The 26,673-nt window shown below is 56.1% G+C and carries 32 protein-coding genes and 2 pseudogenes; 8 read left to right on the top strand and 26 right to left on the bottom strand.

Annotated features, from left to right (window positions below):
• The 9 genes and pseudogenes from GGQ85_RS18005 to GGQ85_RS17965 all read right to left on the bottom strand — a co-directional run.
• The coding region (locus tag GGQ85_RS18005; RefSeq protein ID WP_309775692.1) for an Hsp20 family protein at positions 1-296 on the bottom strand (296 nt) is incomplete at its 3' end.
• A gap of 1,118 nt (positions 297-1,414) precedes the next feature.
• The gene (locus GGQ85_RS18000) at positions 1,415-1,609 is read right to left on the bottom strand and encodes a hypothetical protein (RefSeq protein ID WP_165475231.1); all 195 of its coding nucleotides are present in this window, start codon (positions 1,607-1,609) and stop codon (positions 1,415-1,417) included.
• 60 nt (positions 1,610-1,669) lie between these two features.
• Positions 1,670-2,761, bottom strand: coding sequence for a polysaccharide deacetylase family protein (locus tag GGQ85_RS17995; RefSeq protein ID WP_309775691.1), 1,092 nt, complete (start codon positions 2,759-2,761; stop codon positions 1,670-1,672).
• A gap of 520 nt (positions 2,762-3,281) precedes the next feature.
• A complete protein-coding gene (locus tag GGQ85_RS17990; protein WP_009797578.1) occupies positions 3,282-3,542 on the bottom strand; it encodes a helix-turn-helix domain-containing protein in 261 nt (86 codons plus the stop codon).
• Positions 3,543-4,151: 609 nt separating this feature from the next.
• Entirely contained in the window at positions 4,152-4,511 is a 360-nt protein-coding gene (locus GGQ85_RS17985) for a hypothetical protein (protein ID WP_083780389.1), read from the bottom strand.
• A gap of 319 nt (positions 4,512-4,830) precedes the next feature.
• Positions 4,831-4,999, bottom strand: a pseudogene (locus tag GGQ85_RS17980) (transposase); the annotation flags it as partial.
• Positions 5,000-5,341: 342 nt separating this feature from the next.
• Positions 5,342-5,575, bottom strand: a complete 234-nt coding sequence (locus GGQ85_RS17975; RefSeq protein WP_309775690.1) for a hypothetical protein — start codon at positions 5,573-5,575, stop codon at positions 5,342-5,344.
• A gap of 88 nt (positions 5,576-5,663) precedes the next feature.
• Entirely contained in the window at positions 5,664-6,269 is a 606-nt protein-coding gene (locus tag GGQ85_RS17970; RefSeq protein ID WP_309775689.1) for a cell envelope integrity TolA family protein, read from the bottom strand.
• Between the two features lie 319 nt (positions 6,270-6,588).
• Positions 6,589-6,801, bottom strand: coding sequence for a recombinase family protein (locus GGQ85_RS17965; protein WP_083780388.1), 213 nt, complete (start codon positions 6,799-6,801; stop codon positions 6,589-6,591).
• Positions 6,802-7,116: 315 nt separating this feature from the next.
• Between GGQ85_RS17965 and GGQ85_RS17960 the strand changes: the two genes are divergently transcribed.
• Positions 7,117-7,356 carry a helix-turn-helix domain-containing protein gene (locus GGQ85_RS17960; protein ID WP_309775688.1) on the top strand — a complete coding sequence of 80 codons (240 nt, stop codon included), beginning with the start codon at positions 7,117-7,119 and terminating at the stop codon, positions 7,354-7,356.
• Positions 7,357-7,601: 245 nt separating this feature from the next.
• On the top strand, positions 7,602-7,901 hold the full coding sequence (locus GGQ85_RS17955) for a hypothetical protein (RefSeq protein ID WP_309775687.1): 300 nt from the start codon (positions 7,602-7,604) through the stop codon (positions 7,899-7,901).
• 791 nt (positions 7,902-8,692) lie between these two features.
• On the opposite strand, the gene GGQ85_RS17950 is transcribed toward GGQ85_RS17955, so the two are convergent.
• Together GGQ85_RS17950 and GGQ85_RS17945 are read right to left on the bottom strand one after the other, a co-directional pair.
• Entirely contained in the window at positions 8,693-8,848 is a 156-nt protein-coding gene (locus tag GGQ85_RS17950) for a hypothetical protein (protein WP_165475230.1), read from the bottom strand.
• 25 nt (positions 8,849-8,873) lie between these two features.
• Complete coding sequence (locus GGQ85_RS17945) at positions 8,874-9,236, bottom strand: hypothetical protein (RefSeq protein WP_083780387.1); 363 nt, start codon at positions 9,234-9,236, stop codon at positions 8,874-8,876.
• Between the two features lie 144 nt (positions 9,237-9,380).
• Here GGQ85_RS17945 and GGQ85_RS17940 point away from each other — a divergent pair, with 144 nt between their 5' ends.
• On the top strand, positions 9,381-9,677 hold the full coding sequence (locus tag GGQ85_RS17940; RefSeq protein ID WP_309775686.1) for a hypothetical protein: 297 nt from the start codon (positions 9,381-9,383) through the stop codon (positions 9,675-9,677).
• Positions 9,678-9,838: 161 nt separating this feature from the next.
• Positions 9,839-10,057, top strand: a complete 219-nt coding sequence (locus GGQ85_RS17935; RefSeq protein WP_009797566.1) for a hypothetical protein — start codon at positions 9,839-9,841, stop codon at positions 10,055-10,057.
• An 88-nt stretch (positions 10,058-10,145) separates the two neighbouring features.
• On the opposite strand, the gene GGQ85_RS17930 is transcribed toward GGQ85_RS17935, so the two are convergent.
• From GGQ85_RS17930 to GGQ85_RS17915, 4 genes are all read right to left on the bottom strand, one after another.
• Positions 10,146-10,370: a cold-shock protein gene (locus GGQ85_RS17930; protein WP_309775685.1), complete on the bottom strand. Its 225-nt coding sequence runs from the start codon at positions 10,368-10,370 to the stop codon at positions 10,146-10,148.
• Positions 10,371-10,392: 22 nt separating this feature from the next.
• Positions 10,393-10,797, bottom strand: coding sequence for a DUF3597 domain-containing protein (locus GGQ85_RS17925; protein WP_040674122.1), 405 nt, complete (start codon positions 10,795-10,797; stop codon positions 10,393-10,395).
• 96 nt (positions 10,798-10,893) lie between these two features.
• Positions 10,894-11,382 carry a cupin domain-containing protein gene (locus tag GGQ85_RS17920; RefSeq protein ID WP_009797563.1) on the bottom strand — a complete coding sequence of 163 codons (489 nt, stop codon included), beginning with the start codon at positions 11,380-11,382 and terminating at the stop codon, positions 10,894-10,896.
• Between the two features lie 414 nt (positions 11,383-11,796).
• Entirely contained in the window at positions 11,797-12,009 is a 213-nt protein-coding gene (locus tag GGQ85_RS17915) for a hypothetical protein (RefSeq protein WP_165475228.1), read from the bottom strand.
• Positions 12,010-12,546: 537 nt separating this feature from the next.
• Here GGQ85_RS17915 and GGQ85_RS17910 point away from each other — a divergent pair.
• From GGQ85_RS17910 to GGQ85_RS17900, 3 genes are all read left to right on the top strand, one after another.
• Positions 12,547-12,951: a helix-turn-helix domain-containing protein gene (locus tag GGQ85_RS17910; RefSeq protein ID WP_309775684.1), complete on the top strand. Its 405-nt coding sequence runs from the start codon at positions 12,547-12,549 to the stop codon at positions 12,949-12,951.
• Positions 12,952-13,072: 121 nt separating this feature from the next.
• Entirely contained in the window at positions 13,073-13,237 is a 165-nt protein-coding gene (locus GGQ85_RS17905) for a hypothetical protein (protein ID WP_309775683.1), read from the top strand.
• Positions 13,238-13,342: 105 nt separating this feature from the next.
• Positions 13,343-13,633: a hypothetical protein gene (locus GGQ85_RS17900; RefSeq protein WP_009797560.1), complete on the top strand. Its 291-nt coding sequence runs from the start codon at positions 13,343-13,345 to the stop codon at positions 13,631-13,633.
• Positions 13,634-15,611: 1,978 nt separating this feature from the next.
• On the opposite strand, the gene GGQ85_RS17895 is transcribed toward GGQ85_RS17900, so the two are convergent.
• On the bottom strand, positions 15,612-15,968 hold the full coding sequence (locus tag GGQ85_RS17895) for a hypothetical protein (protein WP_309775682.1): 357 nt from the start codon (positions 15,966-15,968) through the stop codon (positions 15,612-15,614).
• 799 nt (positions 15,969-16,767) lie between these two features.
• On the opposite strand from GGQ85_RS17895, the gene GGQ85_RS17890 reads away from it, so the two are divergent.
• Positions 16,768-17,676 (top strand): MBL fold metallo-hydrolase, encoded by a 909-nt coding sequence (locus GGQ85_RS17890; RefSeq protein WP_309775693.1) that lies wholly within the window; start codon positions 16,768-16,770, stop codon positions 17,674-17,676.
• Between the two features lie 636 nt (positions 17,677-18,312).
• Here the strand turns inward: GGQ85_RS17890 and GGQ85_RS17885 are convergent.
• The 10 genes and pseudogenes from GGQ85_RS17885 to GGQ85_RS17835 all read right to left on the bottom strand — a co-directional run.
• Positions 18,313-18,786: a hypothetical protein gene (locus GGQ85_RS17885; protein ID WP_309775681.1), complete on the bottom strand. Its 474-nt coding sequence runs from the start codon at positions 18,784-18,786 to the stop codon at positions 18,313-18,315.
• Positions 18,787-19,687: 901 nt separating this feature from the next.
• Positions 19,688-20,035 carry a hypothetical protein gene (locus GGQ85_RS17880; protein ID WP_309775680.1) on the bottom strand — a complete coding sequence of 116 codons (348 nt, stop codon included), beginning with the start codon at positions 20,033-20,035 and terminating at the stop codon, positions 19,688-19,690.
• Between the two features lie 166 nt (positions 20,036-20,201).
• Positions 20,202-20,357, bottom strand: coding sequence for a hypothetical protein (locus GGQ85_RS17875; protein ID WP_009797553.1), 156 nt, complete (start codon positions 20,355-20,357; stop codon positions 20,202-20,204).
• A gap of 444 nt (positions 20,358-20,801) precedes the next feature.
• Positions 20,802-21,005 carry a hypothetical protein gene (locus GGQ85_RS17870; protein WP_009797550.1) on the bottom strand — a complete coding sequence of 68 codons (204 nt, stop codon included), beginning with the start codon at positions 21,003-21,005 and terminating at the stop codon, positions 20,802-20,804.
• A gap of 506 nt (positions 21,006-21,511) precedes the next feature.
• Positions 21,512-22,339 (bottom strand): phage terminase large subunit, encoded by an 828-nt coding sequence (gene terL, locus GGQ85_RS17860; RefSeq protein ID WP_309775678.1) that lies wholly within the window; start codon positions 22,337-22,339, stop codon positions 21,512-21,514.
• Positions 22,340-22,467: 128 nt separating this feature from the next.
• Positions 22,468-22,935 carry a hypothetical protein gene (locus GGQ85_RS17855; protein WP_309775677.1) on the bottom strand — a complete coding sequence of 156 codons (468 nt, stop codon included), beginning with the start codon at positions 22,933-22,935 and terminating at the stop codon, positions 22,468-22,470.
• A 1-nt stretch (position 22,936) separates the two neighbouring features.
• Positions 22,937-23,437: a DUF5681 domain-containing protein gene (locus tag GGQ85_RS17850; RefSeq protein WP_309775676.1), complete on the bottom strand. Its 501-nt coding sequence runs from the start codon at positions 23,435-23,437 to the stop codon at positions 22,937-22,939.
• Positions 23,430-24,761 carry a site-specific DNA-methyltransferase gene (locus GGQ85_RS17845; protein ID WP_309775675.1) on the bottom strand — a complete coding sequence of 444 codons (1,332 nt, stop codon included), beginning with the start codon at positions 24,759-24,761 and terminating at the stop codon, positions 23,430-23,432. The genes GGQ85_RS17850 and GGQ85_RS17845 overlap by 8 nt, the downstream gene beginning before the upstream one ends.
• A 113-nt stretch (positions 24,762-24,874) precedes the next feature.
• Entirely contained in the window at positions 24,875-25,369 is a 495-nt protein-coding gene (locus GGQ85_RS17840) for a hypothetical protein (RefSeq protein ID WP_309775674.1), read from the bottom strand.
• Between the two features lie 638 nt (positions 25,370-26,007).
• Positions 26,008-26,673 (bottom strand): annotated as a pseudogene (locus GGQ85_RS17835) (hypothetical protein); the annotation flags it as partial.

The following is a 26,673-nucleotide window of genomic DNA, read 5'->3' as shown; positions in this document are numbered from 1 at the left end:
ATGGGAATGCGCCGAGGTTTCATGGCCTCGGGAATTTCCCTCACGAGCTTGATCTGCAGTAGACCATTCTCGAATGTCGCACCTTCGACTTTGACATAGTCGGCGAGATTGAAGGTGCGCTTGAACTGGCGCGCCGAAATCCCCTGGTACAGGTAATCCTTCTTGACCGCTTCTGTCTTGCGTCCTTCAATCGAGAGCACGTTGCGTTCGGCCGTCACTGCAATTTCATCCGGCGTGAACCCGGCGAGCGCTAGTGAGATCTGATAGCGGTCTTCACCACTCCAATACGGGGTCAAATTTGCGAGCCGAATGACAGCTTATATCGGTCAATGTCCACGCCCTTGCAACTAACCGGCCTGCCAGCAATGAAGCGAGCTAGTCGTTCGCAGCCTTCGCACCGCAGTGATACCTTTAAGCTATCGTCACCACGACAAAGCTGATCGGACTCGGGCGCGTCCACGCCTGATAAACGAATGCGCTGCCCGTGAATTTCGAGTGTGTCGCCATCAATAACTAGGCCAGCATCGGTGCATGCTGTTCTTCAGCCAGCGACGCGTGGCCCTCCATGGAGAAAGGACGACAATCTCCGCGCGTTCGAGTTTGCCGACCGGTGTGCTGAATTGATGTCGCCTTAGCCGAATCTGATGTCGTCGACAAATTTTGAAACAAAGCTACCACCGCAGACCCTACGCCTGCCAGTTTGATCGCGACATCATGCGCAGTGGCGTGCCTGTAATTCACGAAGTGCTGCAGGTACTCAAAACAGCAATGAAAGCCCGCAAGAAGAATTAAGATGACCAAGAGTCGACGGGGATAGGCAAAAGAGAAGGCAAACCCGAGCACAGCGAGTGCGAGTAATCGTTCAGCATTTGGATGCCAAAACGTCGGACGCAAGCAAAGCGGCCCAACCGTAAGAATAAACAGGACGAATAAGAGTATCCAATCCGTTGGTTTCAGTGCTTGCATCGTTATTGAGTGCTTAGCGACACACCGATGCTATTGCCATTGCTGCCGTTGCGCCGGGTGTTCGCTTCAACATTCTTGCAATCTTCGCTACGCCTGCCGTCTGCTTCGCAAGCGCCTTGAGAGTGCGGACGTCGTCCTTCGTCCACTCGCGGCTAACAGCTGTCTTCTTCGTGGGCAAATCTTCGATCCTTCAATCATAAAACGCGCAGTTTAGCAGATCGCGCGTTTTGCGCAAGGTAACGGCAATATCCCGTGCGAGCTCAGCTAACAAGGGATGTTGATGAAATGAAGTCGTGGGAACGTCTCGTCGCAATCCCTCAAGCGATCTGACGAAGCTGTGCCTTTGGTCAACCAGGTCGCGGCCGTTATTAATTAGACGTAGCGAACTATCGCACTCGGCGAGTATGAGCAACGATGGTGACGCAGCCTCTTCACTGACGGTTAGGAATCACGGCGGGTTGATTTTAGCGACGCCGATTCGTTCTTCGAGAACGGAATAGAGCCAGAGGGGAACGAGCATGACGAACGCGGGCGAATAGACGAGCGCAATAATTGCTGCAATCAAGAGACACTTGAGTCCTTTGCCGTTACGGACCAGCATGACTTGGGCTTGGAGCGCGAGAATGGAATTTTTCTTGCTCACCGTGAGGACGGAGTTACACGCGTATGCCCGTCGTTGCCTTCAGTCGGTCGATGGTCTGTATTACTGCGGAATCGCGCGCGCGTTGTTTGATTTGGCCGGCTGCGCCGCCGCGACTATTGCGTCGTATTTTGGTAGGGTATTAAGCGTATCTTTAGCGCGGACGTGAACAACTTTGTAGCCATTCGCCTTGAGCTGGGCTAGCAGTTCCGGCACCGCAAGGGCGGTCCACTTATGCAGATCGTGCATTAAGATAATGCCCTTGCCGTTCTTTTTGAGCTTGGCCATCGTCGATCCCACCAACACGTCAGGCTTCTTGATTTTGAAATCTTCCGAGTCGATATCAATCGAGAATGCCGCGACATTGCGCTGGACAAGATATGCTTTGAGATTGCCGGTTTGCCGCAATTGCGGATAGCGGAAAAACGGCGCGATCGGTGTACCGGCCATCGTCGCTACCGCGCTCATACCTTTCTCGATTTCATCCTGAGCTTCTTGCGGCGATTTATGAGCAAGATTTTGGTGCGACCAAGTATGCGAGCCCACTGTGTGGCCCTCCGCCACCACCTGTTTCAGCACTTCAGGGTGCCAGGTGGCGTGCTTGCCAATCGAGAAGAAGGTGGCCCGCAAGCACTCAGCCTTCAAGGCCGCTAGCACCATCGGTGTCGTCACCGGCCAGGGGCCGTCATCGAAAGTCAACACTACCTCGCCGGGCCGTAGGAAGTCGTAGTCGCGATACTGTGACATACCAAAGCCAGGTCCGCCCATTGTATCGATCTGCACCGTGCGCGACACGCCTAATGCATTCGGGTTGTTGCAGGTGGGCTTGGCGACGACCATTCGCTTCTCTGGCTCCGGCGCTGCCTCGACTTCCAGCGCAGCGACTTCCGGTGCAGCGTCGGCGACCGCAGTCTGGCGTTCTACGCCCGGTTTGGGCCAACGCGAATCAATTGAGCCGGTGACTAATTCTGGCTTCGCAGCGGGTGCTGGCTCGAATGCGGCCGAACCGAGAAAATGTTGTGCTGCGATAGCGATGATGCTGCCACTTGCCATGGCCACAGCCCCAGCCGCGACGATCAGAACAGGAAACCGACGCATGGGGCGACTCCACGGCACAAGGCAGGATTGCTCAATTAAGGATATGTGCGCCACCATCCAGTGAAATAGTTAATCGAGCGTATGCACGAACTGTCAGGTTTACTTACTTTGGTACTGTTGAACGTCCCCCATCTGAGCAACGTTCGGAGCTGGCGAAGACCGCCCGGAGTCGCGCGTTGCTATTGAAGGCACAAGTTCAAATGCGGCGATACGAGGTGCTGAGCGGGCTAAGGGAATATCGATGCGGTCGCGTTTAGCCGTACAGGCGATCCCGGAATGAATGTCTTGATCGACCGCACCGGACCCCAGCGGCGGGTCCGAGTATAGGACCATTCGCCGGCCAGCTCCTTTTTGCTCTACTGCCTTAAACGCGTCTGCGGCACCAACACGTTAGCTTGCGGCCTCATTCGATATCAGATGAGTGAGCCGGGCTATAAAGTTGTTGCCCAAGTTCACCGTAGGCATTCCACCGCCTGACTACGTCTACGCCTTGCAAAGGGTCAACCACTTTGCTTCTGGAAATGCGCCGGAGCCAATAAGCCGTCGAGCTACTGATGAAGCCGAAGGCTGAAATCGATTAGCAGACCTGATTGTGAACCGAAGAGGGAATATCAAAACCTTTGGCTTCATATTCGTTGATCTTGTTGCGCAAGGTGCGAACCGAAACAGCAAGCGTCTTTGCTGCCCGCGTCCGATTGCCATCGTAAGCACGCAGCGTTTCAATAATGAGATCGCGTTCAACTTCAGCAACCGTGTATCCGATCAGCAAGGCAATCAGTCCCGTCTCGCTAGCTTTAGCGTTCCGAACAGCTCCTTCCTCGCAAATCCAACCGGTCAACTGCCCATCCCTATGATCGAATCAGACTTGCTTCCTTGATGAGTGGGGATTGTGACCATAGGCGGGCATCTTGTTCGAGGAGCATCTTCCACAGGGGGATTCTTGAATCCCTCGAACGACAGGTAACTCGCGCAGGACGTAGCCCCAGTTTCTTCAGCAACTAGGAGTGGTGGACTCACCACGTCATACGATTGCATTGCCATTCATTATAATATTTTGCGGATGCATTCAAACAGGCGAGCATTAACGATCACGTTTGTTGTTATGGCAGAGGAGGTGGCGCGCCGAAGCTTGATACGACTGACCCGCCCTGCGCCGTCGTAAAAATTTGACTGCTCAAAGAAAACCAAGCCGGAGCGGTGTTCGCGCAAATCGAGCCGCTAGGGATTGCTTTGTTCGCAGGAATTTTCGTTAATGCCCGGAGCATCACCATCTTCTCTCAGCGCGTCCGTCACGAACGAATGGCACTCGCTTTGCTCTGAACGGAGCGTTCAGTGAAATCACAACGCAAAGTGCCTTGTTATGACCCAAGCATTGTCCCACCACGACGCAACGTGCCTGCGCTTCAAGCGAAAATGGTACAGTAGCCCTTGGAAAATACGCCGAGCGCTAATTTTTATGCGAAGGAAAAGACCGGGATGGGGACGGCTTTTGATCGCGGTGATTATCGCCGACATGCTGCTCGCGGTCGGGGGCTGGTTCGCCGTCGGCTATTTCTTCAAATGATCGGTCATAAGCATTTACTCCCAAGCCGATCTGGATAAGGGCGTAAGCAGCCTGGTTCACGACCAGACCCGCGACTATGATGGCAATCCCGCTCCCGGGACCGAAACCATGCGTGCGGAGAACAGCTGCCGAGACCAGAACAATCAGCAACGCGATAGGCACAAGGACAAAGACTTTAAAGCGCAAGCCTGCAATTGTGCCTATGAGTGCGCTGAGAGACAATAGAATTAAAACGATATCCATGGTTGATGCCGAACGCGCTTGATTCCTAATCTTGACGAAGAACGTTGGGCGATAGGCTGCGCTCGGGACATCAAAATGTTCGGGTAGTCCCCGAACAGGTTGCGATATGCTTAACCCAACAAAATAATCTAAAATGCATGAAGCCCGAAATGAGAACGCGCCGCGCGGCCTCTTGTGGCGTTGCCCTGTTGCTCGGCTTCCGATCGTTCCATCTTGGAACGCACCTGACCGGCAATCGTGGGCGGATGATCGCCGCCCATGATGTTGTGTTGGCCCGGTCCGGCATGGGCCTGCGCGTGCCGAGCGCCAGCGGCCGCCGCAGCTTCTTCAGCCGAGCGATCTCGTCCTCAAGAGCCTTCAGGCGGGCGCGTCGGATATCCCGCCGAACTTTGCCTTGAACTTGTAAAAGGTTGCTGCCGAGATGCCGTGCTTGCGGCAGACATCAGCCGTCTCGCACCAGCCTCCTGCTCCTTCAGAATCTCGATGATTTGTTCTTCAGTGAAACCGCGAGGCGCGCATCGTCCGTCTCCTTAATCGACGGACGCTGCCCAAATCTAGAGGAAGTACAGGGTCTCAAGTCGCTGCGGGTTAGCCTAGTCAGTCAGTTTAAGCCACTGGGATCGCGTCTTGCTCGACCTGGCCCGAGCGCACAGCGGAATAGAAGTCGGCGGCTATACTCCTTCATATTCGCCGCAATCATCTGCTTAGCTTCTTCTTCCGTCAGTTTTCTTGTAATCACGCCAAAAAAAACGGCTCGTTGCCGAGCCGTCTCCAGATTGTCTCTTAGCTAAATCGATTCATAGCGGTCCAAGGTCGCCCTTGATAACCCTTTAATGCTCGGTGCAAATCCTGGTCGTCTTTATCGCGGAATCCGCCTCCGTGCGAGTCTTGTAGACAGTTCCATCTCCGACCACGGTCGTTGTAGTCGTCGTGGGCTTAGTATCTACGACCGTGCACTTCTTGGTGTGGGCATCCTGAACGATGTAAAACTCATGATCGGCCACCGCTGCCTGCGTGCTCAAAACAAATGCTGCAAGTGCACCACAAATCAAAAGGTTCTTCATTCAAAGTCTCCTTGTTCGGATCGCTCGCAGGTAACATCGTGCCAAGTCGAAAGTTCCCCGTTAAAGGGGCGCCTCTTTCAATGCCGGGTTAATTACCGAAGAAGCTAGCCTGCCTCGGCACTTCGATACCGTCACCAAACGCTAACAGACCAAATGGTCCAGCCTGCTTATTGAGGGCCTGACGTTCTTCTTGATGGCGTTGTTCCTGTGCTTGCTGCTCCGACGCTGCTTCCTGCCGCGCCTTCCGCTCTGCATATCGCCGATGACGATCGCTTGCAGCGGCCCTTCGTCGTTGGTGGATAGCCTCAGCCTTCTTCTTCTCAACTTTGGCCATTTGCTCTGCCTGCTCTGCGTTCTTCAAACCCTGCATGCGAGCTTGGTTGGTCTTCTCGGACGCGACGTGAGGCTGTTCCCCTGAAGACGTCTTCTGCGGCTCAGACGTCTCGGGATTTTCTAGTTGTATGTGGGGAGCAGTAGCAGTTGCGGGCGGATTGTCAGCTATTTCCATAGGTGCTGGCAAAACTACTCTTGCTGTAGGAAGCGATCTCTTCGCTAACCTTGGTTGATCCGTCTTCGTCGGATGAACTGGTTCAAGCGCCGCTCGCCCAAGCAATATGCCACCGCTAAATCCAACTCCTACTAATATTGCTGACGTTGCCACTCCGGCGAAGAAGATGCGTGCAGTTGAAACCATCGTCGCCTCCCATGTGACGCGACAACGCTAAGGGCTCAACATGGTTTCACGAAATCGGCGCGGCACACGCAGTTTAGAACCTAGCGGAACTAGAACGGTGTTTCCAATTTACCGGTCCGTGCAATAATGATTGGAGGAAGCGCGGGCCCCGTTGGTGCGGTGGTGGGAGGGACTGTTGGAGCGGTCACCGGCGGCATAGCCGGTGTGCTGGGCACCGATCAGCGTCCGCGTTCCAACATCATGTCGTCGAGCAGCACCATCGATCATTTCGTTATAGTGAACCGGTTCATGTCGGAGTGATCCTGCCGAATACTAGCCGTCATACTGACTTCGCGCCTTTCGATGTTTCCTGGCATATGAATACCCTCGATCGAATGATTGAGGGGAGAGGTACAACGAAATGCACTTGCTTGGCTTGCAGGCCCGAGACGAAGGCCACGTCGCGGGAAAGCCGGTCGAGCTTAAAAACGACGATGCTGCTTGCCTTTCGAGCCGCCGCCAATGCGGCAGCCAGCTGTGGCCTGCGGTCCAAAGCGTGGGCTCCTTTAGCAGGGGAAGTGGCGGTGTCTGCTTGCGCTGTTTCTGCCTAATGTATGCCTGGATACGGTATCCGGTCCGCACAGGCCTGCAAGAAGAATGGCACTTGCGACGCCTATGCGGAGAAGCTGCGAGGAACCAGCGCAGCCGGTAGAGCTAGTGCCAGGTGCAGGTGCAGGTGCAGGGAGCAGCGCCGCTGCAAATAGTGCCATCTGAGTTTACGGGCGGCGTCCTGCATTCATCCATGATGAGGACACAGTCTAGCCAGCCGGTACACGAGCATGCAGTGGACGTCGACTCGCACGTATAGTTGAGCCTTCCACCGCCTGCTCCGCCGCCGCGCCGGTTGGCCAAGGCGGCTAATCTTTCGACGGCAGCGTTAAACAGCATTGAGCGAGGAAGGGCGATCCCGAGGCCAGCGACCGCGGCCTCCATTCAGCGTGCCCTCGAAGATGCCGGTGCGCAGTTCATCCCTGAAAACGGCGGCGGCGCCGGCACTTATCGCTTCGGGTGCTCTGCAAGACGTGCAATGGCAGGAGCCGGAAAATAATCGCAGCTGAGGGTTCAAAAAGCGACTGCTCAAACGTCTCACTATAGAAATGCTCTTTTGCGCTACGCATTTGATCTGTCGGAACGGGGCGTTGACTGAGCACCGACTCCCGAACCCGAAAGGCCCGCTGTAATCCATCCGGCGGGCCTTTTTGTGAGCTGCCGGGCGGGCCGACCTAATGACCGGGTCAGGTTGACCCATACGCCGGATTTCAATGTAAGCTGGTCGCCATGGACGAGCGGGAAATGACAGTGCGGCATCTGGCGCAAGCTGAGGAGCATGTGCTGCTTGGCGAGAAAAATATAGCTCGCCAGAAGGAGATCATGGCCGAGCTGGAGCGCGACGGCCACGCGGACGCGGCCCATAACGCACGCGTTCTCCTGGCAACCTTCGAGCAGGCCCAAGTTTCTCATGTGACAGACCGCGACCAGCTCCGCGCAGAGCTGGCGGCTCTCGGCTTCAGGGATAAAGGCAGGCCGATGCAAGACACCCGGGAATGGGCTGAAAAGTTGCGGAGAGAAGCGGGCGATCCCTCTACGAGTTAATTATTCCGCTCCATGCAACTGATTTCTGTTAGAATGGTTGTAAACTCTCACCCGGAAATGCTGACGCGGTGAGAGCATCCTCGACCGCGTCCCGGTCTTGTCAGAGGGCCCCAATGTCTTCAGGTGCCGAACTGCTCGAACGCTACTTTCTGATGATAATGGCTGTCGGTAGCTTAATCGTTCTTGTCGTCTCGCTCTATGGCATGTTTCTTTTGGATTGATCGCCGGTGGCTTGCGCGGACCAAAGTCCCGCCGGATCTTTGAAGGCGAAGTGGGAGCCGCCGGGAACAAAACAATCTTTGGAACGAACGGCCCTGCCAGCCCTTAGCCCTCGTTTATCGGTGCCAGGTCAGCCTAAATCTGAGTTGGAGCGCATCAGCGGTCCTCAGAAGCTATCTCTTCTCTTCATTGCGGTCGGGTTTGTTTCTTTGGTCGCGCTGCTGGCTTATCTGCCGGACTTGGCAACGCCGTTCAGATAAACCCCCGGGCGGGAGAGTGTTGCGCGCGTTGACCCAGCGCAAAAGAGTTCGTGAAATTTTGGCTCGACGTGAGCCGTTCACGCGGACGAGCAAGAAGGCCAGCGCCGAGAAGAGGTCGCCAATCCGGCAGTTGGCGAACAACCTGCTCAGGGCGGCACATGAGCAAGGCGTCTCGAAGGAAAATTAGGCTGAGTTGGAAAGTGACGTTTAGGCCTATATCCGCGCCCACATTGATCATCCTGAACGATGCTGAAGAGACCCGCCTCCGCCGTGAGAGCGAATAGGCTCTGGCGTTGACGCTCGTCGCCGCTTTCAGATGACGATCGGATAGAAGAACAATAACACCAGCAGCGTGATCAGTACGGCGAAGCCGACAACGATCGCATAGATGAAGAGGTTGGGCATATCTGCCAACGCTGACGCTGTGGGATCGTTGCTACGCAGCCTCAGCCGTAACGTCACATCCATTTCGCGGTTCGGCAGCAAGCCACCGTCAGCATCCCCTGCAGATGCTGTCGATCTTCTTGTCAGCTTTGGAATGACCCGGTGTGTTTTCCTTGCGAATCACATCGTCCCCCCGCATCGCAGGTCCTGGAGTAACGGTGCCGTCTATGCGGCCTCCCGCTGCGCCACCAGCCCGGTTGCCTGTCGTGCCGGCCCTTCCAGCTGGAGCACTGCCCGTGCCGGGGCCCGCTCCTGAGCCCGCTGCTCCCGAAGCGCCACTCGCCGCGCCGCCTCCGGCCGAGCCACCACCCCCTCCCCCTCCTCCTCCTCCGCCACCGCCCTGCGCAAGGGCAGATACAGGCGATAACAGGGTCGCAACGAGAAGCAGCTTGCAGGCGGACGAACATGGCATGTAGAAGCTCCTTTACGGCTGCAACGCCATGGAAAACCGCGCGTTCCTAGCTCTGAACCGAAATACAAGAACCTCAGATCACCTGACACGGCCTCCGGTTCGGACTAGCATGGACGCAACGACCTCGATGACGGAGTGAATGCCATGGGGAAGGCGGAAAATTTTCTCAATGAAAAGGAAGCAGCGGGGTCAGTTGAGATCGAAGCAGTTCAGAAAGAATTAGCTCGTGGTCATTGGGGACGGATCGCTACCGAAACGATCGATGGTCTCACGTCCTACTGGTTTGATGATGGATCGCGGCTAATAGCTGGGAGTTTTGATGGCGACGAATTTATCATTCGAGCCGCTCCAGCCTTCTCTGAAGATGAACTTCACAACATGCCGCCCGATGAAGCGACAGAACATCGCGCTATGATCGATTCTCTGAAGGGTACAGCTTAGACATCCGTCGGCCTTGGCTCCATCGGCGAGCCTCGCAGCCAAGCTGCGATGAGCGAGACAATCCACCGCACCGCCGATAGGTGGCATCCAGCAAGAAACCGCTCGCCCGGGAGATTTCTTCGGCGCTAGAATTGCCATCGGGTTAAGAGGTGGAGGTGCAGATGGCTGAACGTCGTAGTTCGAAGCAGCTCACCCTTCAGAATCGTCTTAAAGCCTGGGCTGATAAAACGCGCGAGCAGGCCGACAAGCTTGAGCCTGGCCCTGCTCGTGATGCTCTGTTGAAAAAGATCGAGCAGGCGGAAAAGGCGGCCCGGTATGACGCATGGTCCAGGTCGCCTGGATTGCAGCCGCCGGTGGATCCACGCGGTCCCTCTGAGTAAACGGTGAACCGCTAACTGAAGGAAACGTCCTCGCCTGCATCCGCGGGATTAGCGATCGCCCGCCAGCCTTGACCGGCGGGCAGACGGATCAACTTACCCGAAGGTTCTCCGCGCTTTCCTTGCCGCGGTTCACAACGACCTCGTAGCTCACTTTGTCGCCCTCGTTGAGCGAGCCAAGGCCCGCCTTCTCCACGGCCGAGATGTGCACGAAGACATCTTTGCCGCCGTTGTCGGGTGCTATGAAGCCATAACTCTTCTGCCCGTTGAACCACTTCACAGTACCAATTGTCACTTGTCGAACTCCTGTTGGCATGAATAACGAAGCGAACCTCCCGCTAAGCTGCGCGGGCGAGATCAGGCGGTAATTTGCCGCCGTTAGCTGCCAGCTGTGCCATCATTTGCTTATGCAGCCAAATGTTCATCGTCGCGGAGTCATTCATGTCGCCGGGAAAGCCCAGATCCTTCGCCAGCTCCTTGCGAGATTCTAGGCTGGAGTCGACGTCGAGAGCCTTCATGAGATCAACGATCGAAGTTCGCCAGGCCAGCTGTTCGTTTTTCTTCGCTACAGCCTTGTCGAGAATGGCTGCAACGTCAACAGAGCTGCCGGCGGCCGTTCCATTTGAGGTAGAGGTGGCCGGGGTCGCAGAAAACCCGCCGCCTGTCTCGGGTTTTGATTCCGGTGTCGCAGCTTCGGCGTGGCTGCCGAAGATGGCACCCATGATCTTTCCAAATATGCTCATTGTGACGCTCCGTTCGGCCGCGAGGAACAATTCAACCTCGAGATAACGCGCCCGATCAGGTTCGTTCCATCCCATTCCGCCGCCCTGAGATTGGCTTCACTCAGTGTAGGGCTTTCCATCCTTATGCAGGAATTGCCAAGCTCCCGACGAATCCAGCACTGCCTCAAGATCGTCGTTTGGATAGGTAGCGGAATCCCCAGGTGAGCGGTCACCGATCTCTAGATACACGACGTCGGATCCCGTACGATTGATCAGATGATGCGCAAGACCCTTAGCCGGAAAGCCAGCGCACATGCCTGACTGGAGCTCGAACTCCCCCTGATCCGTCACTAGCGTGGGTTGGCCTTCCAGAATGAAAATGAATTCGTCCTGCTTATCGTGCCGGTGCATCAGCGAAGACATACCTCCCGGCAAAAGACGTGTCAGGTTGACGCCGAAATTCCGAATTCCGAACAGATCACCAAGCGGCCTCTTCTGCCGCCTCGCCATCTGCGACCGGTACGGCTCGGGATAATTTGAAGATCGCGCGCGCAGCGGGGCATCATGCGCGGCAATGCAAATGGTGCCGTCGGGCGCCTTGCTCATTATATTCTCCAACCGTTGAAGCGACGGCGATTTGAGGTAGCCTCAGCCCGAGGTCGCTCGTAAGCGCCTGATCTCTGGCGCCCTGACCTTCTTTCTAAGGCGCAATCTATTTTCGATTGCTTCAAGAACGGCCGGCGAGGTCGACGGCGCCGAGAGCTCATATAGCGCAACACGAGAGAGGCATTTCACTAGCCAAAGGCGATCCCCATACGTTCATTACCTTTGCGCAATTGGTGGGACTAAGCCCGAACTTGTCGAAGGCGAGCTGGGTAATGCGAGACGTCTTGTGTTCTCCCTTGTGTTGTAGGAGGAACAATCCCTCGGCGATCACCATTTCGGCCTTAGACTTTGCTCGACCCGCGGCTTCTGAGTGGGGCTCAGGTTCGAAATGCTTCCTCAACTTGTTTTCCAGGATTATGCCGAGATACTGCCAAGCGATGTTTCGAGGACAAGGTCGAGCCCGCGCATAACTTCGAGAATTGTCATCAGCGGCGGCAGATGATCAAACGCCTCGAGCCATTCTGAGCCCTTTTCCGTCCACGCGCATTGCCGAGTCATCACATGGTGCACGGCCTCGATCACTGGCGTGACGAGCGCATTTTCGTTATCCGCCGACTCGATGATCATCACAATGAGAAGATTGACGTGGCCCTCGTCATGGTACCGCAGGACGCGCTCTGACCTGGCACGTGCTGTCGCTTCGATAATCGGCCGATCAAAAGAGCATAGATCCGTTGCAGCGTTTCCGCGCATATCCCTCTGGTGTGTCGGTTGGAACGGAGAAATCCATTGCTTCGCCGCGGACAACGAACCGGTGCTCACCACGCTGCCAGCCTTTCGCCATTGCGTTGTATCAGGTGTAAGGCGCGATCGATGAATTGCAACGCGATGCGCCTAGTGCGCCGTCTCTTCTACGATGACCGTTACGTGATTTGTATCCCGAGGATCACTATCGTTGCACGCGCACGTCGGGGCGTAGCCGCACCCCCACCCTATTTCATAGTCGTAGGACGATCGGGAAGCGGAACTAACGCCAAGTCGAGCAATTCCATTCCATAACGAATTAACTTCGAATTTTCATCATGTGATCGAGTTGAATTTGACGATAACTGCAACTGATTGTACCGACAGCTCGCTGCGGCCTTCCGGCGAAGAGACCAGGATATGTCGATTAAGTCGCCCAATTACGTTGACAAGCATGTCGGGAGCCGCGTGCGCATGCGCCGCATTATGCTCGGCATGAGCCAGGAGCAACTTGGGGAAGCTTTGGGGCTGACATTTCAGCAGGGTCAGAAGTACGAAAAAGGCACTAATCGCGTCGGTGCCAGTCGCATCAAGCAGATTTCCGAGATCCTTGGAGTTCCGGTTTCTTTTCTATTCGAGGGTAGCCCCACGCGTATCTCCGCGACCGAGGATCCCGGCCAGGTGCCATCACCTGACTCCGTTTCCAGTTTTGTCGCAACAACTCAGGGACTAGCCCTGATCCGCGCATTCACTCGGATCACTGATCCAAAGCTCCGCCGCAGCGTCGTCAACCTGGTCGAGCAGATTGCATGTCGCGAAGACTAAAGACGGCGTTCGTTACCACGGGCACTGTAGGAACGTGCAATGGGGAGGAACTAGCCCTGCTGTGACGGATGCCCATTCATCGTTGTGTTAAAGGGATCTTCAGCGATAGGGCGGGTGGTGCATGCTCTGGAAGATCAGGCTCGTGCAGCAAATTCAGACAGCGCCCTCGCGGCTACCGGCCCTCGACCTGCTGCGGCTCGCCGCTGTCGCAGGCATTATTCTGTATCACTACGTTTTCTGGGCCCCTATTCGCACGGCTCGTACTTGGTGGCGCTTCCGGAGTTAGCCCCGATTGCGCAATACGGTTTCCTCGGCGTACCCGTCTTTTTCGCGATTAGCGGCTTTGTTATCGCCTTCTCTGCGGAGGGGCGGACGCCGAGCGCTGGGCACAATGGTATTCCAAACCGTCCATAAACTTGAACGGCTTGGCGTACATTCCGACAGTTCATTCGACCCAAAGGTGGCCGTTGCCGTTTGTCTGATTTCTTTCGCGCTTGTCCTTCTTGCGACCAAGGTCAAGCGCATGCCGCTGCCGGCAAAGGCCGTGCTCGCCGCCGGCGGCATCACGTATCCCCTTTACCTGTTACACATGCAGCTCGGCTACGTTGTCTTCACGGCGCTCGCACCACAGCAACAAATCCGGCCTTCACCATGGGTATTATCGCCGGTGCTTTCGCACTAGCCGCTGTTGTCTGGCGTTTCTTCGACCGCCCGTTACATCGCCTAACAAAAGAAAAGCTTGCGACGCTAGCAAGCCGATCCGGACTCCAAGTCAGAGCAAGGCCGAGGTCAATGCGTATATTTTCTGATCACTGATTATCTGCCACTCGCGATGAGGATCTGGGTCGTTCGGCACCTGGTCATTCGTCGGCCCTCACCGGCCTCTAGCCGGCACAGGCCATCAAGCTCGTCGCGATCCACTTAGTCTTAAGCAAAGGATTGCCGCACCCGGCGTTGAGCCTATGGTTCAATACCTTCCGAGCGATTCGATTGTGGTGAGGGCTCAAAGATCGGATGGGCGAGAAAGAAAGCTTGATTAGAGCCCGCTAAGCCGTCTCGGTTTTGAGGGTTGCGAGAGGCTCGCCTGCCCAAGACGCGCTTGGCTGGTGGAAGGCCTAGCGAGAGACTTAGAGACTGACGGCGAAATCGCGGAATCCGAAACCACTTTCTTATACGCCTGCCGACAACTCGTCGGTGCCCTACAAGCGGGCGTCACGGCACAGATCGCATGGGACAGGGCAACCGCGGCGGCGGCTGCGTGGTTAGCGTTACTGAAAGCCAAGTAGCTCATTGCCGCGTAATTATGGCCAGCAGCACGATAATCGCGCCTCCGATAGTCCCGCCCTTTCAGATGCTACTCATGGTGCTCGCCCTCCCGAGAAGCATGGCGGCCTTCCCGCCATCCCTTCAAGGCCTAGAAATGACCAGAATACGCCGCCGAATTAAACAAAACCACGCCGTTTGAAGACTGTCTCACGGCATTTAGGGTCAGGTTTGTTTGAATGTCTCGGATCCACGCTAGCCCCCTCAGAGAATGCTACCGCCTCATGATTAATTCTGGTCGGCCCTTTGGCGCGGCGCTCAGCGGTGGCGTAGCGTCAGGTTCGGATTGAGCGGTGGTGAAATGAGATCCTCATTTTCCAGAACGAAGCCGCCGAGCGGTATATGTTCGCCCGACGGCCTCGCCAGCGCTGATCCGGACGAAGGGCAATGTCCGGTTTCGGGAAGCTATCGCTCTCCACAACCGGCGCAACGAAACTCAGGGATTAAGCTTGATGTCGCGGAACCGGGTTAAACCTGGAACCACGTTTCCGCGCGGTTCAAATTAATCGCTTGGTCGCTATGAGGCAAAGCAGGATTGAACTGAACTCATCGCCACTAAGCCCGTATTGATCACGCTGCCGACAATGTATGGATATCGAATTAGCAGCGGCAGCCGCGGTCGTTGTCCGACCGCTGATTTTCTTTTGAGATTTCTTCGCTGCCATGCTGATCCCGCTGGCCAGAATAATCTGACCGACGCGCTCCCTGTCGAAGTTGGTCTTCGATCATGACGCATTAGTCGCACGACGAATTGTCAGAAGGGCTTAACGGCGATGGTGAACCAATTATCACCGCCGCGAATGGTTGACGAATTGCATCGGCTCCGGTGAGGCGGTAGCGGCGCGACATTAATCGCCTGCGCGGTCAATCTTCCGGGTTCGACCTTCGACGGCTCAAAATGCTTCTTAGGGACGTATCATAGGAGAAATGGAGAGCGCGCATGTCGCTCCGAGCGGCGGCAGATGATCGAAGGACGTGGATCAGGCCGATCGTTTTCTGCAAGTCACGATGACAAATCAGCATATGGTTTGCGGCCCGCCGCTCCCATGTCTCGGTGCCATGCAGTTTTAGGACGCGCCGCAAACAAACGTCCAGCGGTGAGGTGTCAATGGCACCAAGGATCGACCAATCGTTGAACTAGAAGTAGCTTTCCAGACTACCTCGCCGCCTATGTCGAGCGTCGCACAATGAAACGCACCGCCAAACGCGGCATAGTGTAAGAATCGCAAGGTACCGGCTCAAACCCCCACTGTTCCAGCGCGTTGATCATCGATGTGTGATGTCGCTCAACGACAACACGCTTCTCGTCGAGAGTAAGTACATTCATACTAAGCCACTTACCGCACATGGAGGTGATCTGGAGAAGCCGATCTTCGATTGGGTTCGGCTCCGGCGCAACCAAGATGTCCCAATCTTTTAGAATAGGAGGCAGCGCGGAAGTACTCCTTCAGCAGTGTCCGATAAGAATGAGTTTCGAAATAGCGGGTCGGCCATGCCATCGGCGTCTCGACAATTTCATCGCCGATGACCAGCATAGAATCGCGGGGGCAGGCATTAACAAAACCTCTCGAGTGCCAGTCCGGCGTGCGGAAGCGGCGTTTCCAGTTGACTGCATCCGGCCTACGCACCTTGATTCCAAACGACTCCAGAAGCTTAACAAATCCATCTAGCTCGCGCTGAGCGGGTTCTATCATGATTTTGGGGAATCGCATTCTGGCGACAAACGCATGAACTTTCCTGGCTTCTCATCGTGTTCACGATTGGAAGTTTGACGGCCCTTGGTGTCCAGCATCATTAGCCTTCCAAGAAATTTGTTAACCTCAAGCTGGTGAAGCTATGTTGACCCATCGTGCCGACGATGGATTAGCCCAAAGCCTGCGCACGGAGCTGAAGTTGAGGGCGGTGGCTCCGATTCCCGTCCGATTGCGTAACCTCTGTGTCGACCGGCAGACGGGTGTCCCTTCGACCTTGTTGCTCCCAATCAGCGCTTTTTTCTCTCATCGGTAGCCATGAAATGCTCCTTTTTGATCGGGTATGAAGAGAATACCGAGGCGTTAGTTCCGCCTTGTCTGCGCACTATGTGGTAGCAATCCAATCAATGACCCCCGACCCGATCAGGCCCGCTGTTGATTTTGGTTGGGCAGGCCATTCTGGGTGCGAACAGCCAGAACAGGCTTGTCTCTAGCTCGACTGGATTTCTTGTGCCGGATCCGCAATCCAGGAACGCATCCCGATTGTGGTCCGCCGCCCCTTGCCGGAGCGCCCAGCGCGCCGATGGGGGCGAGCTATGCAATCTTAGGCCTCATCGGTTCGCCTCTCGCGGCGTTCTTCGTATTGGAGTGTATCGTGGGCGAAGTTGCACGCGTTTCGCTCGGCAACGCGCTGGCGGGGAAGCAGGCCTTGGGCCGCGTTTTGCAATCTTGTGATCGCCGTCGGTCTTTACATCGTATCGCGCGACGTCATCGCGCTTATCGCCTCAGGAGAACGGAAAAAATGGCTGATCGAGCATTACCGAGGCTTTCAGGACGGCCCCTCGTCAAGGGGTTTTTCGAGAAGCGCACTTCGAGCGTTCAGTACGTTGTCGCCGACCCCGAAACCAAGAGCTGCGCGATCATCGATCCGGTGCTTGATTTCGACCCGAAGTCCGGCGCAACGGCGACCCACTCTGCCGACGCGCTGCTGAGCTATGTCGATGATCAGGGCTTTAGGCTTCAATGGATCCTCGACACCCATCCTCATGCGGACCACTTCTCAGCAGCTGGCTATTTGAAGGACAGGACAGACGTGCCGACCGCGATCGGTGAAAAGGTCGTTGAGGTCCAGAAGCTCTGGCAGAGCATCTATAACGTTTCGGACTGTTGCCCGGCAGACGGATCGCAATGGGACCGGCTATTTGCTGATGGGGAGCGGTTCAAGATCGGCAACATGGACGTGGAGGTGCTGTTCACCCCTGGTCACACCCTAGCCTCCATCGCCTACCTGCTTGGCGACGCTGCCTTCATCCACGATACTATTTTCATGCCCGATGGCGGAACGGCGCGCGCCGATTTCCCGGGCGGCAGTGCTCCCGCGCTCTGGCGAAGCATACAGCGCATCATGGCCTTGCCCGACGAGACGCGCCTGTTCACCGGTCATGATTACTGCCCCGGTGGCAGGAAACCTGCTTGGGAAAGCACCGTGGCCCAGCAGAGGGCTGAGAACAGCCATCTCATAGAAGCAAAGACCGAAGAGGAGTTCGTTGCGCTCCGCGAAGCACGCGATCGCGAGCTGCCTATGCCCAAATTGATCCTGCATTCGATGCAAGTGAACATCCGGGGTGGCCGACTTCCCGAACCAGAAAACAATGGCAAACGCTTTCTCAAAATCCCGCTAGACGCTCTAGAAGGGGAGCCTTGGGACTGAACCAGGAGGACAGATGGAGCAAAAGGGTACGAAAGATCTCGTGGCGGAAGTCACCCGGAGGTGGAAACCCCCTCGGGCGAGGACGCTCTGAAGCTCGTTGACTAGTTGAGCGTGATTTTGGGAACGCGCACGCGTGCGAAGAATTGCGGAAGAGGAGAGCTGAAGGACGCAGTGCACGTCACACGCGGTCTCCTGGAGTTCCAGGCCGACCAGACGAGCCGATACACAAGCCCGAGTTGGGCGGTAACAAGAACCTGCACACGCCGCAGGGTTAAACAAACCAAGTCGCTCGAAAAGCGCCTCAAGAGACGCGGCAAAAGGCAGAAGCCGTGCCGCCGCCGAACGAAGCGATCTTCTGAAAAGAGCCACAAAGGCCGAGGCGGCGAAAGAGATCGACGCTTGAGCCAACTCGCCCGGACCGCGACCGCGCACTGCGCGGGCCAACCGCAGCTAGCCTCGACCCTCCCTTTTCAGTGCGGAGGGTCGGCCACCCTTTCGGATTTACGCGCCATTAAGCCTGAGCCGATGCTTCGAGGAACGAAGGCATTTAGTCTCAACTTGTGCCTAAAATGAGGTGGCACATGATCCAGAGTTTTCGTGAGCAGGCTGAGCCGGCCGAGCGATTGGCCAGATCCATCAACGACCAGCGACGTGTGATGCGCTGTTGATGTACGCTCGTGAGTGTCGAGAGAAGGAGACGCATGGGGCGTGGGCGTTCCCGCCGCGTGGTGAAAAGTCCGACGCCTGATCAGGTAGCCGGCAGATGAGCGTACCGTGGCGTCGTTCTAGTGTGCTTGAATGGGCGATGTTTCCTGGCTTCGGCGGCGGATCAAAGATCAGCGCCAAACGCTCATACAGCATCGCCGCCATAGCCTCACGCTTCGGGACCGCCTTGCGGTTTGCCTTCGCAATCTTTGCGAGCTCGATCAAATCGATATTGTAGAACGCTTCGATCCAGGCCAGTCCGTGGTCAGACCAAGACGCATGCGCCAGGACGAGATCACTCACGCCCTGAATTCCGGCCGCCGTCAGCGCGCGTTCGTTACCGGATGATTCCACGATGGTGCGCAGCGTAATGATGAGATGCCCCTCGCCGTGCTCGACGAGCATTCGGCGTAGTGTCTGACCAGCCTTTGTCCGCGAGGGACCAGTGAACTCATGACATTAGGCGATCGTCATTCCGAGATCGGCGAAGATGCTTTCTATTGTGCTCGATGCTGCTACAGGAATTGCAATGAAAGGCGCCCAAGTGCACCCGGGGATCGACGATCGAAAGTCTCGGACTACTTCGAACGCCATTTTCGGTACGCCTCAACATCCTAGCCGCCCCGGCTGCTGTAGAAGATCAGTCCCGATTCAATCCGCTTCCGACCACAAGCGTAAAAAGGCCGCCAAATCCCAGGGCAACCCAGTCGCTCATCGGTATGTCGCTGGTCCACGCCCGGAATTGTCCAGGCACACACTCCGACTAAGAGAGGCAAATTGAAAATGACAGAAAGCGCCTTGACGTATGGGTGCTCCGACGATCAGCGGAAGCACCCGGCATCGCTCGCCAGACTGCGATCCGGTAGGCGTTACCGCTTAGGCTAGATCAGGTTTTTTTGGAGCGTCCAGGTCAGGTTTTTTCGGCACGTCTAATGCGGGTGTTTTTGGGACGTCTAAGTTGGGTTTTTTTGGGACGTCTAGCTGAGGAAAGGGGTTCGAGTCCGGATGGGCCCGTCGGTCGATGCTGGCGGCGGTCGCGCATTGGTGAAACATAAGCAGCTTATCGCCGGCGGCACCTACCTCAGCTTGAGGACGCGCTTCTTGAACCGCAATTTCCATCGAGGGAAACGGAGCCGGCGGCTTAGAGTTCCGGCGATTAGCTGTGAACTTCCGCGATCCATGTAACGCTATTGCGAGAGTATCCATCAGACTTGCAGACGTGACGCGCTGTTGAATTACTTACAAGAGTGTTAGGAGAAGGCCGGCCAAGCACGCACCGAAGTGCCCGACGCCTAGAATACAGGACTTAATGCTGGGTACCGGTACCGGTGGTGGCCTGGAGACGAACATCGCGCGCGGCGATCAATGCGGCTTCAGCCATCGCTCTGATAGTCGCCTCCGGGAAATTGAGCTCAAGCAGATTGAGGAAGGTCGTGTCTCGACCGATAGTCATGCTGGTGATTTGCGCCGCGGCGTTGATCTCCGCAGCGGTAAACCGCGCGGCCGGAGCAAAGTGATTCTGCTGCGTTTGTTCCGGCTCAACGATCGATTTTCCGACGGTCACCGCAGCGTCAGCAGCAACTAACCCAAAGCGCGCAGGAACGGCTGAAAGCTTGAGCAATGATCTGAAAATATCCGACATGACGATCACCATTGTTTTCCAAATGCTAATGAGAAACCGCGTTGTACAGGCTGGGTTCCTAACTGCCCGGTCTCAGATTTGCGCCCCTGTTTCTTTGTGTAATGGGCGCAGCTTCTCGCTCATCGCCCTCGCGCCGCCAGCCGGCTGCAGGCTGGCGGCTTCTTGGAGGTGCGAGCTCTCAGCTCTTGCCCTGGTCTTGCGTACCTTCCGGGTGCTCGCCCTCCTTCTTCGGGATCTTCACGCCCGGCTGCTGGTTGGGCTGAACGCCTGCCTTCATGTCGGACTTCAGCGGGGCCTTTGAGCTGTGGTCTACCTTGTCATTCGGGTTCGACATTGAACTCTCCCTTTCTTAACTGCTCCGCTAATGCGCGGGCAGACGCAAAGTTCATTCAAAGCTTAAGCCTTCAGTCCCCGAGCTGTGACGGGATTGTCCGGGACGGGCAGCGAATTCGTTTCCCTAGCCCCGCTCTAAGGTGATGTGGATATGGTGCTGCCGCAACCGATCACAAACGAGGTCGCCTGGATTCAGTTCAAGAGCCGGTCACCACAGGCAGAACTCGATACTATGTCCGGCGGTTTCATCACGACGTCAGTTCGATCGCTGTTTCTTTATCTATCAAAGCGCGCCGAAAGTCCTCAGGATGCCTGACTCCGTCGATTTGCATCTTTGGACGGCTGAGCGGGTAGCGAACGCCGCGATAGAGACGGGGCTGTTTCGGTGGCTGGCCGAGGGGATGCATTAACCGCGACAAATTGGAAGCCGGCTCTTCGACCGCGCTCACGCAGTGGCAGCCACGTTCCACGATGCGCTGTCATAACCGTTGAAGTGGGCTTCGAGCTCTGTCATCGCGAGACGCTCATATTCATAGGCTTGCGCCAGGAGCGTCCATCTTTGCGCAGGACGGAACGCGGCGGTCTGACGATAGAGCGAAGCAATGGTGCGATATCGACGCACGTTTTCCAGGTCAACATTCCCACTCATACAACGAACCCCGCTTCTTTTGACGCGGGCGACTATGCAGCGAGCGATTTTCGAAATCGTTAGCGGATTTGACAGGCAGAGCGAATGGTTTCGGAACTGTTATCGGATGACAACTGATTGTTCCGTGCCAGTCGCGCCCCAAGCTCCAGCTTTGAGGCAGGCCCTAATCCTTCGTCTTCAGTCGCGTTTCATTTTCGGCAATAAAGGCGCGGATCTCATCGGACCTCATCTCCCTTTCGTTAGCGTGATTGTATCATGCTAAGCTCTCACTTTCACCTCGTCGCCGGTGGCCGTCCGCGCCGTCTTGCCGGCAAGCTGCTTCTTAGCGGCTTGCAGAAACCCCTTCGACCAATTTTGATACAGGCTCTCAGTGACGCCTTGGCGGCGGTACGGCGCGGCGATCGACTCCTCACCGCGTCGCTTTCCCTCAGCCGAGTACTGTTATGCGGTCGTACGACGGATGTCCCTAATGACCTACTTCGCGAGCGCGGGTCTTCGCCGTTCCATTAAATCATTCCGATCGTTCGCCCTGACTGCGCGATGCCGAATCCTTCGCGCTGCCAAGCGATACCCTGAATCAGAGCATCAACTTGGTCATCATGCCGGCCCGGAAAGGCAAGGAGTTCATGTTCAAAGTCCTCGAGCCACGGTGCTGTAGTTGGAAAAAACACGGATCCGCCTTCGAACAGATCGCTCTGTGAAATCACTCGAGCCCGTTTGTCTCTGTCGGGCCGGAACGTGACCACATTGATGCGCGATTCCTGTAATGATTGAATGAGGCCATGACTGATGGGAGACTCCTCAATAATTAATGTTGAGCGATGATAGATTTGCTTTTGTTCTATAATTTTGCGCTTGAGTTGATCGAAGGGAAATTTGCCCCGAACAACATCGAGGACATAAAACGTTTCCTCTCGGCAGAGCAGCACGACGCCTACCGAAAAGTCTCCGGCCTCAGTTTCGCTCAGCGCGATATCCCAGCTAATGAGAATACGATCGCGCGGTTCATGACTCAATTGGCCGTATCTCTTGAACCATCTTTTTTTGATGATCCGGCCACCTGGTGGAATAGGAGACTGCTGGTACTGCGCAGAGAATGCATAGGATCCCATGTTTTTCTTGAGATCGCGCAGTACCTCGGCCGGTTCGTGGTTGGGATGAAGCAGTTCACCCTTTTGGCGCCTGTAAATACCACCCGCGCCAAGCTCATAGGAGGCATCCGATTGCGCGATCGCTGGAAGATTTAAGACCTCAAATCCGCCCTGGTCCAAAAGATAACCAACCAGATCTTCCTCGTGAACGCGTTGCATGACAACGACAATGCGGGCGGCCATCTTGTCGTCGGGTCGCGTCACCAGCGTCGAGCGATACCATTCTATACTCCGAGTACGGGCTGCTTCCGAATGGGCATCGTTGGGTTTGAGTGGATCATCGATGATGACAAGGTTACCGCCGCGCCCTGTCAGATCGAGGTGGCGTAGCGGCGCCCGCGTAGCGTGGTATGGATCTCACTATCGGTATCGCGTGAAACCCTCATTGCCGGAAACGTGGCCTGATAGATCGGATCACTCACGACTTTGCGGAAATCGTTGGCGTGGGTTTTCGCGAGCGAATCGGAATAGGAAACAGCGACCACCCTTTCGGAGGGATGATGACCAAGAAACCAAGCAGGCAGCGCAACGGACGCGCAGATTGATTTGAGATTGCGCGGGGGCAGGGTGACGATAAGCCGTTTGACCTCGCCAGAGGCGATCTGAGCCAGCTTGTGAGCCATCGCCTCAATGTGCCAATTGGGTCGAAATGGCGTCCCCGGTCGAAGGACGCCAAAGCTAAACTCAATAAATGCACAGAAATCGCAGGCGAGCGCCGCGCGCAGCACAAGCTGGGGAGGGATTTCTGCCGTATCAAGGGCATTTGATATGGGGCTCATACTAGCGCACTTCATCCGCGTCGTTATCGAGCAAATCGACCGGCGCAATCACGCGCTCATCTTTAAGCCGGTCGTCCGACGATCGTTGACGGGCTAAATAGGCGTCGAGGATCTCCTGGTGGTTGGGTGTCAGCGTCTCTTTGAGAGCTTCTGCCTTACCGGTAAGGTCAATGCCCAGCTGTTCAGAATACGTGAAAACGTCACGCCGCGCGTGGCGATCACCCTTGGCAAACTGGTTTGCCAGTTGCTCAAAGCCCAGCTCAACCTTCGCCAGGTACACGCGTCGGCCGTTGCGCGTCAGCGGAACCTTCTGCTTCAATGCATCTTCGAATAGCCTCTTCACGTCTGCGAACATGGAATCTTTTCGCGGACGCCCTTTAGGATTGGGCGAGGGACCTCCTTTTTTCCAACGTGTTGCTTTCGGCGGGCGGCCAGGGCCAACGGTGGCGTCATCAGAGGATGGGGCCGGGAGAAGGACCTCAGGCTGGTGATCGTCATCCATTGCCATTGTCCTCGGAGGTCGAGGAACTGGCGCGTTTCAGCTCAACGTCTTCGAAGGTGCCTGCGTCGCCCTCAAGCGTCGCAGCTTTACCGGTGTATTGCTGCCAACGACGTATGATGACATCACAGAAGCGCGGATCATATTCGATGGCACAGGCCGCGCGTCCGGTCTTTTCGGCTGCGATCAGCGTCGTTCCGCTGCCGGCGAAGGGATCGAGCACTACGGCTCCCCGTTTGGTCACGTCGCGAATGGCATCTGCAATCATCGCCGTTGGCTTAACCGTTGGATGCATCGCCAGATCTTCTGTCCGACCCGCTCGAAACGTATTAACGCCGGCGTATTCCCAAACATTCGTCCGATAGCGGCCATGCTGCCCGAGCTCAAAGGTGTTGACGTGAGAACCCTCGCCATTTTTGAAGACAAAACAGAGTTCATGTTTTGATCGGTAGAAACTTCCCATTCCGGCATTGTCTTTGGCCCAAACGATAAGATTCTTCAGCTCCAGGTTATTTTCGCGTCCAGCGACGGTCAGTTCGAACAAATGACGCCAGTCCATAAAGACGAATAGAATCGCAGCGGCCTTGGAATGAGCTTTAGCGTGAGCAAGAAACGTTGCTAGGAAACGTGTAAATTCACTCTCCGACATTTCGCCGGAGGCCATCGCAAATTCAGCATGCTGTGTCTTGCCTAAGCCGGAGACGTGGCCCTTGATAGGAACGTTATAGGGCGGATCTGTCAGAACAAGATCGGCCGGCTTTCCTGCCAATACGCGATCGTAGTCCGCCTCGTTCTGAGCGTCGCCGCATATCAGACGATGTGCTCCGAGCATCCACAAATCGCCTGGACGTGAGACGGCAGCTCCGAAATGTTCGGGAAGTGAGTCTTCGGGGCCGGGCTCGAGAGGGCTCTTCTCAGCGGCGTCACTGAGAATACCGTCGATCTCGCCGAGCGAAAATCCTGTCAGTTCTAAATCATCAAAGCCAAGGTCAAGAAGGCCCTGCAATTCGATCGCCAGAATATCAGGGTCCCAGCCTGCATTCTGCGCGAGCCGATTGTCGGCAATCACGTAGGCCCGCAGATCAGCATCGGACAAATTTTTCACGACGATGATCGGAATGGATTTGAGACCTAGCTGCAGCGCAGCCTGCAATCGCCCATTTCCGGCGATCGCCACGCCGTCACAAACGATCAACGGATTGAGGAAGCCGAACCGCTCGATCGATCCTGCGATCTGTTTGATCTGCTTTTTTGAGTGCGTGCGTGCGTTTCCGGCATATGGCCTCAAACTTTGCGGCGCGACGTGTTGGATCTGTGGGCTATTCATATCGATGCCTGCGATTGAAGTCCGTGTTTCGTCAGACACGTCTATAGATATCTAATAAACATAGCAATGCGACGTGGCATACCAATGCCCGCAATGCTTAACGCGCCCCCCGATTATCCTTTGATGTGGATGTCTATTGCGTCCGGGCTCACGCCGAATTTCGCGGCCAGCCCCGCCTTGGCCTCGGCTATCGTTAAGGGCTTGACGCTAGATATGGCGTCCGGCGTCGGTATAGTCTGCGTGGCCGGCGGCGCAGGCTTGAATTTGAGCTTCCTTAGCTCAATCCCGAGTTCCTCGAGGGTTGTATACCTGACCGGATTACGCCACTCCCATCGGCCGCTACCACTGGGAATGGCGAATTCGCTGATCGCGAAAAACCAGCGCTGTTGACCTCGTCGGTCAAAGCCGTGCTTACGGACAGCACTGATCTTGCCGACCAAAAAGGCCCCGCCGTGGCTTTCCGCGCCAGGCCTCTCCTTTCGGACACAGACCAGAAATTCCTGCTGCTGCACGCGTTGCTCCGCACCTACCCAGGGGCCGGAACCGCCATGTGCGAGCAGCGTCTCAAATGTTTTGCTGGTGAAAACGGCAATTGCAGAATGAGGCAAGGAAAGCGCTCCTGTCTATCAAACATCTATAGACAAACGAGAGCAAATGAAAAGGGCAGCGTGCTCGAAAAAAGTCTGTGTTTTTGTCCTTTTCGACCGTGTTTCTACGGGGCGCCTCCCTGTTACTCCCTGATATCCTCTTTCAGAAAAATCACAGAAAACGCTACGAGGCAGGCGTAAGTCACGATCGTCGCTCTACGTCTCCCTGTTTTTTGCCCGAAATCACCCTGTTTAGCCCAAATAACAGGGAGACCGGTTCGCAGCCGACTGCGTCCGCCACCATCCAGTCTGCTATTTCTCAGATTGTCAGAGACTGACGAAAAAGGCCCGCCGTTGGCGGGCTTTTCTGACTCTGGTCCTGCGGGTGGCTGTCTCCGTTCGTGGATCTGTCCGGTTTTCGGCCGCTGTCTCTGGTCCGAAAATTCCCGTTCCTGGCGGGGTTCCCTCAGCTTAGAATAACGACCTGTTGTCGGGCATCGTGCAGATCCCGGGCGGCTGTTTGCCTTGAGCGCTCCTAATCGCACCTGAATGGTCTGGCCTGATTCGGTGATCTGCCAACCTTTGTTCGAAGGATCAGACGAAACGAACACCAAAAGTAATAGGGTTGGTAGGCGCAGCCGTCGTTCCGACAACTATAACTAAAGCGCGGGCAATCCGAGCTTGGTATACTGTTTCGACCATTCGGGCGGCGCATCGCGGAGCTCAGCGATGCCGATGCCACGAGGCAGGCGACCTTCGATGGCGGCCTTGACCAGTGACGGCGCGAGGAAAGCCATCGACAGTGTCAGATTGATTTGCCGAGCGCTGCATTTATGGCGGACCGCAATCTGTTCGATTGTTGATCGTCCGCAGACGATCTCGTCCAGCCATTGCCGGCCGCGGGCAATGGCACGGATCAGGCCTGCGCGACGCTCGGCCCGGATCGGTCGTGTTCGCCGGGGGGATGCGGATGCGGGCTGGATCACCTCTCGGAACTTGCGCATCGGCGGCTTGGTCCACGGAATCAGGACTTCGCCTTGCGTGGTGCCGTTATCGTCGTCTCGAGCCAGTTCGAGATGATCATGATTGGACGTCGGTTCAATCGCCTTGAGGGTGACAGCCAGGTGCTTGGTGCGAACCTCAACCTTAGCAATATGGGCAGCAATGGCATGTTGCTCTCCGAGCGATCCTGACGGTTTAACGTCAGACTTTGTCAGTCGGTCGCGCACGGTGTCAACGGCGGAGCAAAACCAAGCCACGGAGGCGGAGTAAAAGCAGGCCAGTCTGGGCGCGGCAGAGGCCGCTCGCGAAGCGCGCTTTTCCCT

Source organism: Nitrobacter vulgaris, assembly GCF_031453995.1.
In the GTDB taxonomy this organism is placed as follows: domain Bacteria; phylum Pseudomonadota; class Alphaproteobacteria; order Rhizobiales; family Xanthobacteraceae; genus Nitrobacter; species Nitrobacter vulgaris.
The sequence above is the reverse complement of the archived record's forward strand: the minus strand, read 5'-3'. Positions and strand labels throughout refer to the sequence as shown.

Excerpts from the sequence above, each read along its gene's own strand:
- GGQ85_RS17970 (WP_309775689.1), bottom strand. The coding sequence starts at position 6,269 with ATGGTTTCAACTGCACGCATCTTCTTCGCCGGAGTGGCAACGTCAGCA.
- GGQ85_RS17915 (WP_165475228.1), bottom strand. The coding sequence starts at position 12,009 with ATGATCATCGAGTCGGCGGATAACGAAAATGCGCTCGTCACGCCAGTG.
- terL (WP_309775678.1), bottom strand. The coding sequence starts at position 22,339 with ATGGCCGCCCGCATTGTCGTTGTCATGCAACGCGTTCACGAGGAAGAT.
- GGQ85_RS17880 (WP_309775680.1), bottom strand. The coding sequence starts at position 20,035 with ATGGTGATCGTCATGTCGGATATTTTCAGATCATTGCTCAAGCTTTCA.
- GGQ85_RS17925 (WP_040674122.1), bottom strand. The coding sequence starts at position 10,797 with ATGAGCATATTTGGAAAGATCATGGGTGCCATCTTCGGCAGCCACGCC.
- GGQ85_RS17920 (WP_009797563.1), bottom strand. The coding sequence starts at position 11,382 with ATGAGCAAGGCGCCCGACGGCACCATTTGCATTGCCGCGCATGATGCC.
- GGQ85_RS17935 (WP_009797566.1), top strand. The coding sequence starts at position 9,839 with ATGGCTGAACGTCGTAGTTCGAAGCAGCTCACCCTTCAGAATCGTCTT.
- GGQ85_RS17910 (WP_309775684.1), top strand. The coding sequence starts at position 12,547 with ATGTCGATTAAGTCGCCCAATTACGTTGACAAGCATGTCGGGAGCCGC.
- GGQ85_RS17850 (WP_309775676.1), bottom strand. The coding sequence starts at position 23,437 with ATGGATGACGATCACCAGCCTGAGGTCCTTCTCCCGGCCCCATCCTCT.
- GGQ85_RS17890 (WP_309775693.1), top strand. The coding sequence starts at position 16,768 with ATGGCTGATCGAGCATTACCGAGGCTTTCAGGACGGCCCCTCGTCAAG.
- GGQ85_RS17930 (WP_309775685.1), bottom strand. The coding sequence starts at position 10,370 with ATGCCAACAGGAGTTCGACAAGTGACAATTGGTACTGTGAAGTGGTTC.
- GGQ85_RS17995 (WP_309775691.1), bottom strand. The coding sequence starts at position 2,761 with ATGGTGGCGCACATATCCTTAATTGAGCAATCCTGCCTTGTGCCGTGG.
- GGQ85_RS17900 (WP_009797560.1), top strand. The coding sequence starts at position 13,343 with ATGGTATTCCAAACCGTCCATAAACTTGAACGGCTTGGCGTACATTCC.
- GGQ85_RS17855 (WP_309775677.1), bottom strand. The coding sequence starts at position 22,935 with ATGAGCCCCATATCAAATGCCCTTGATACGGCAGAAATCCCTCCCCAG.
- GGQ85_RS17985 (WP_083780389.1), bottom strand. The coding sequence starts at position 4,511 with ATGGATATCGTTTTAATTCTATTGTCTCTCAGCGCACTCATAGGCACA.
- GGQ85_RS17940 (WP_309775686.1), top strand. The coding sequence starts at position 9,381 with ATGGGGAAGGCGGAAAATTTTCTCAATGAAAAGGAAGCAGCGGGGTCA.
- GGQ85_RS17945 (WP_083780387.1), bottom strand. The coding sequence starts at position 9,236 with ATGCCATGTTCGTCCGCCTGCAAGCTGCTTCTCGTTGCGACCCTGTTA.
- GGQ85_RS17875 (WP_009797553.1), bottom strand. The coding sequence starts at position 20,357 with ATGTCGAACCCGAATGACAAGGTAGACCACAGCTCAAAGGCCCCGCTG.
- GGQ85_RS17845 (WP_309775675.1), bottom strand. The coding sequence starts at position 24,761 with ATGAATAGCCCACAGATCCAACACGTCGCGCCGCAAAGTTTGAGGCCA.
- GGQ85_RS17950 (WP_165475230.1), bottom strand. The coding sequence starts at position 8,848 with ATGGATGTGACGTTACGGCTGAGGCTGCGTAGCAACGATCCCACAGCG.
- GGQ85_RS17955 (WP_309775687.1), top strand. The coding sequence starts at position 7,602 with ATGACAGTGCGGCATCTGGCGCAAGCTGAGGAGCATGTGCTGCTTGGC.
- GGQ85_RS17895 (WP_309775682.1), bottom strand. The coding sequence starts at position 15,968 with ATGATAGAACCCGCTCAGCGCGAGCTAGATGGATTTGTTAAGCTTCTG.
- GGQ85_RS17905 (WP_309775683.1), top strand. The coding sequence starts at position 13,073 with ATGCTCTGGAAGATCAGGCTCGTGCAGCAAATTCAGACAGCGCCCTCG.
- GGQ85_RS17885 (WP_309775681.1), bottom strand. The coding sequence starts at position 18,786 with ATGCTCGTCGAGCACGGCGAGGGGCATCTCATCATTACGCTGCGCACC.
- GGQ85_RS17870 (WP_009797550.1), bottom strand. The coding sequence starts at position 21,005 with ATGAGTGGGAATGTTGACCTGGAAAACGTGCGTCGATATCGCACCATT.
- GGQ85_RS17975 (WP_309775690.1), bottom strand. The coding sequence starts at position 5,575 with ATGAAGAACCTTTTGATTTGTGGTGCACTTGCAGCATTTGTTTTGAGC.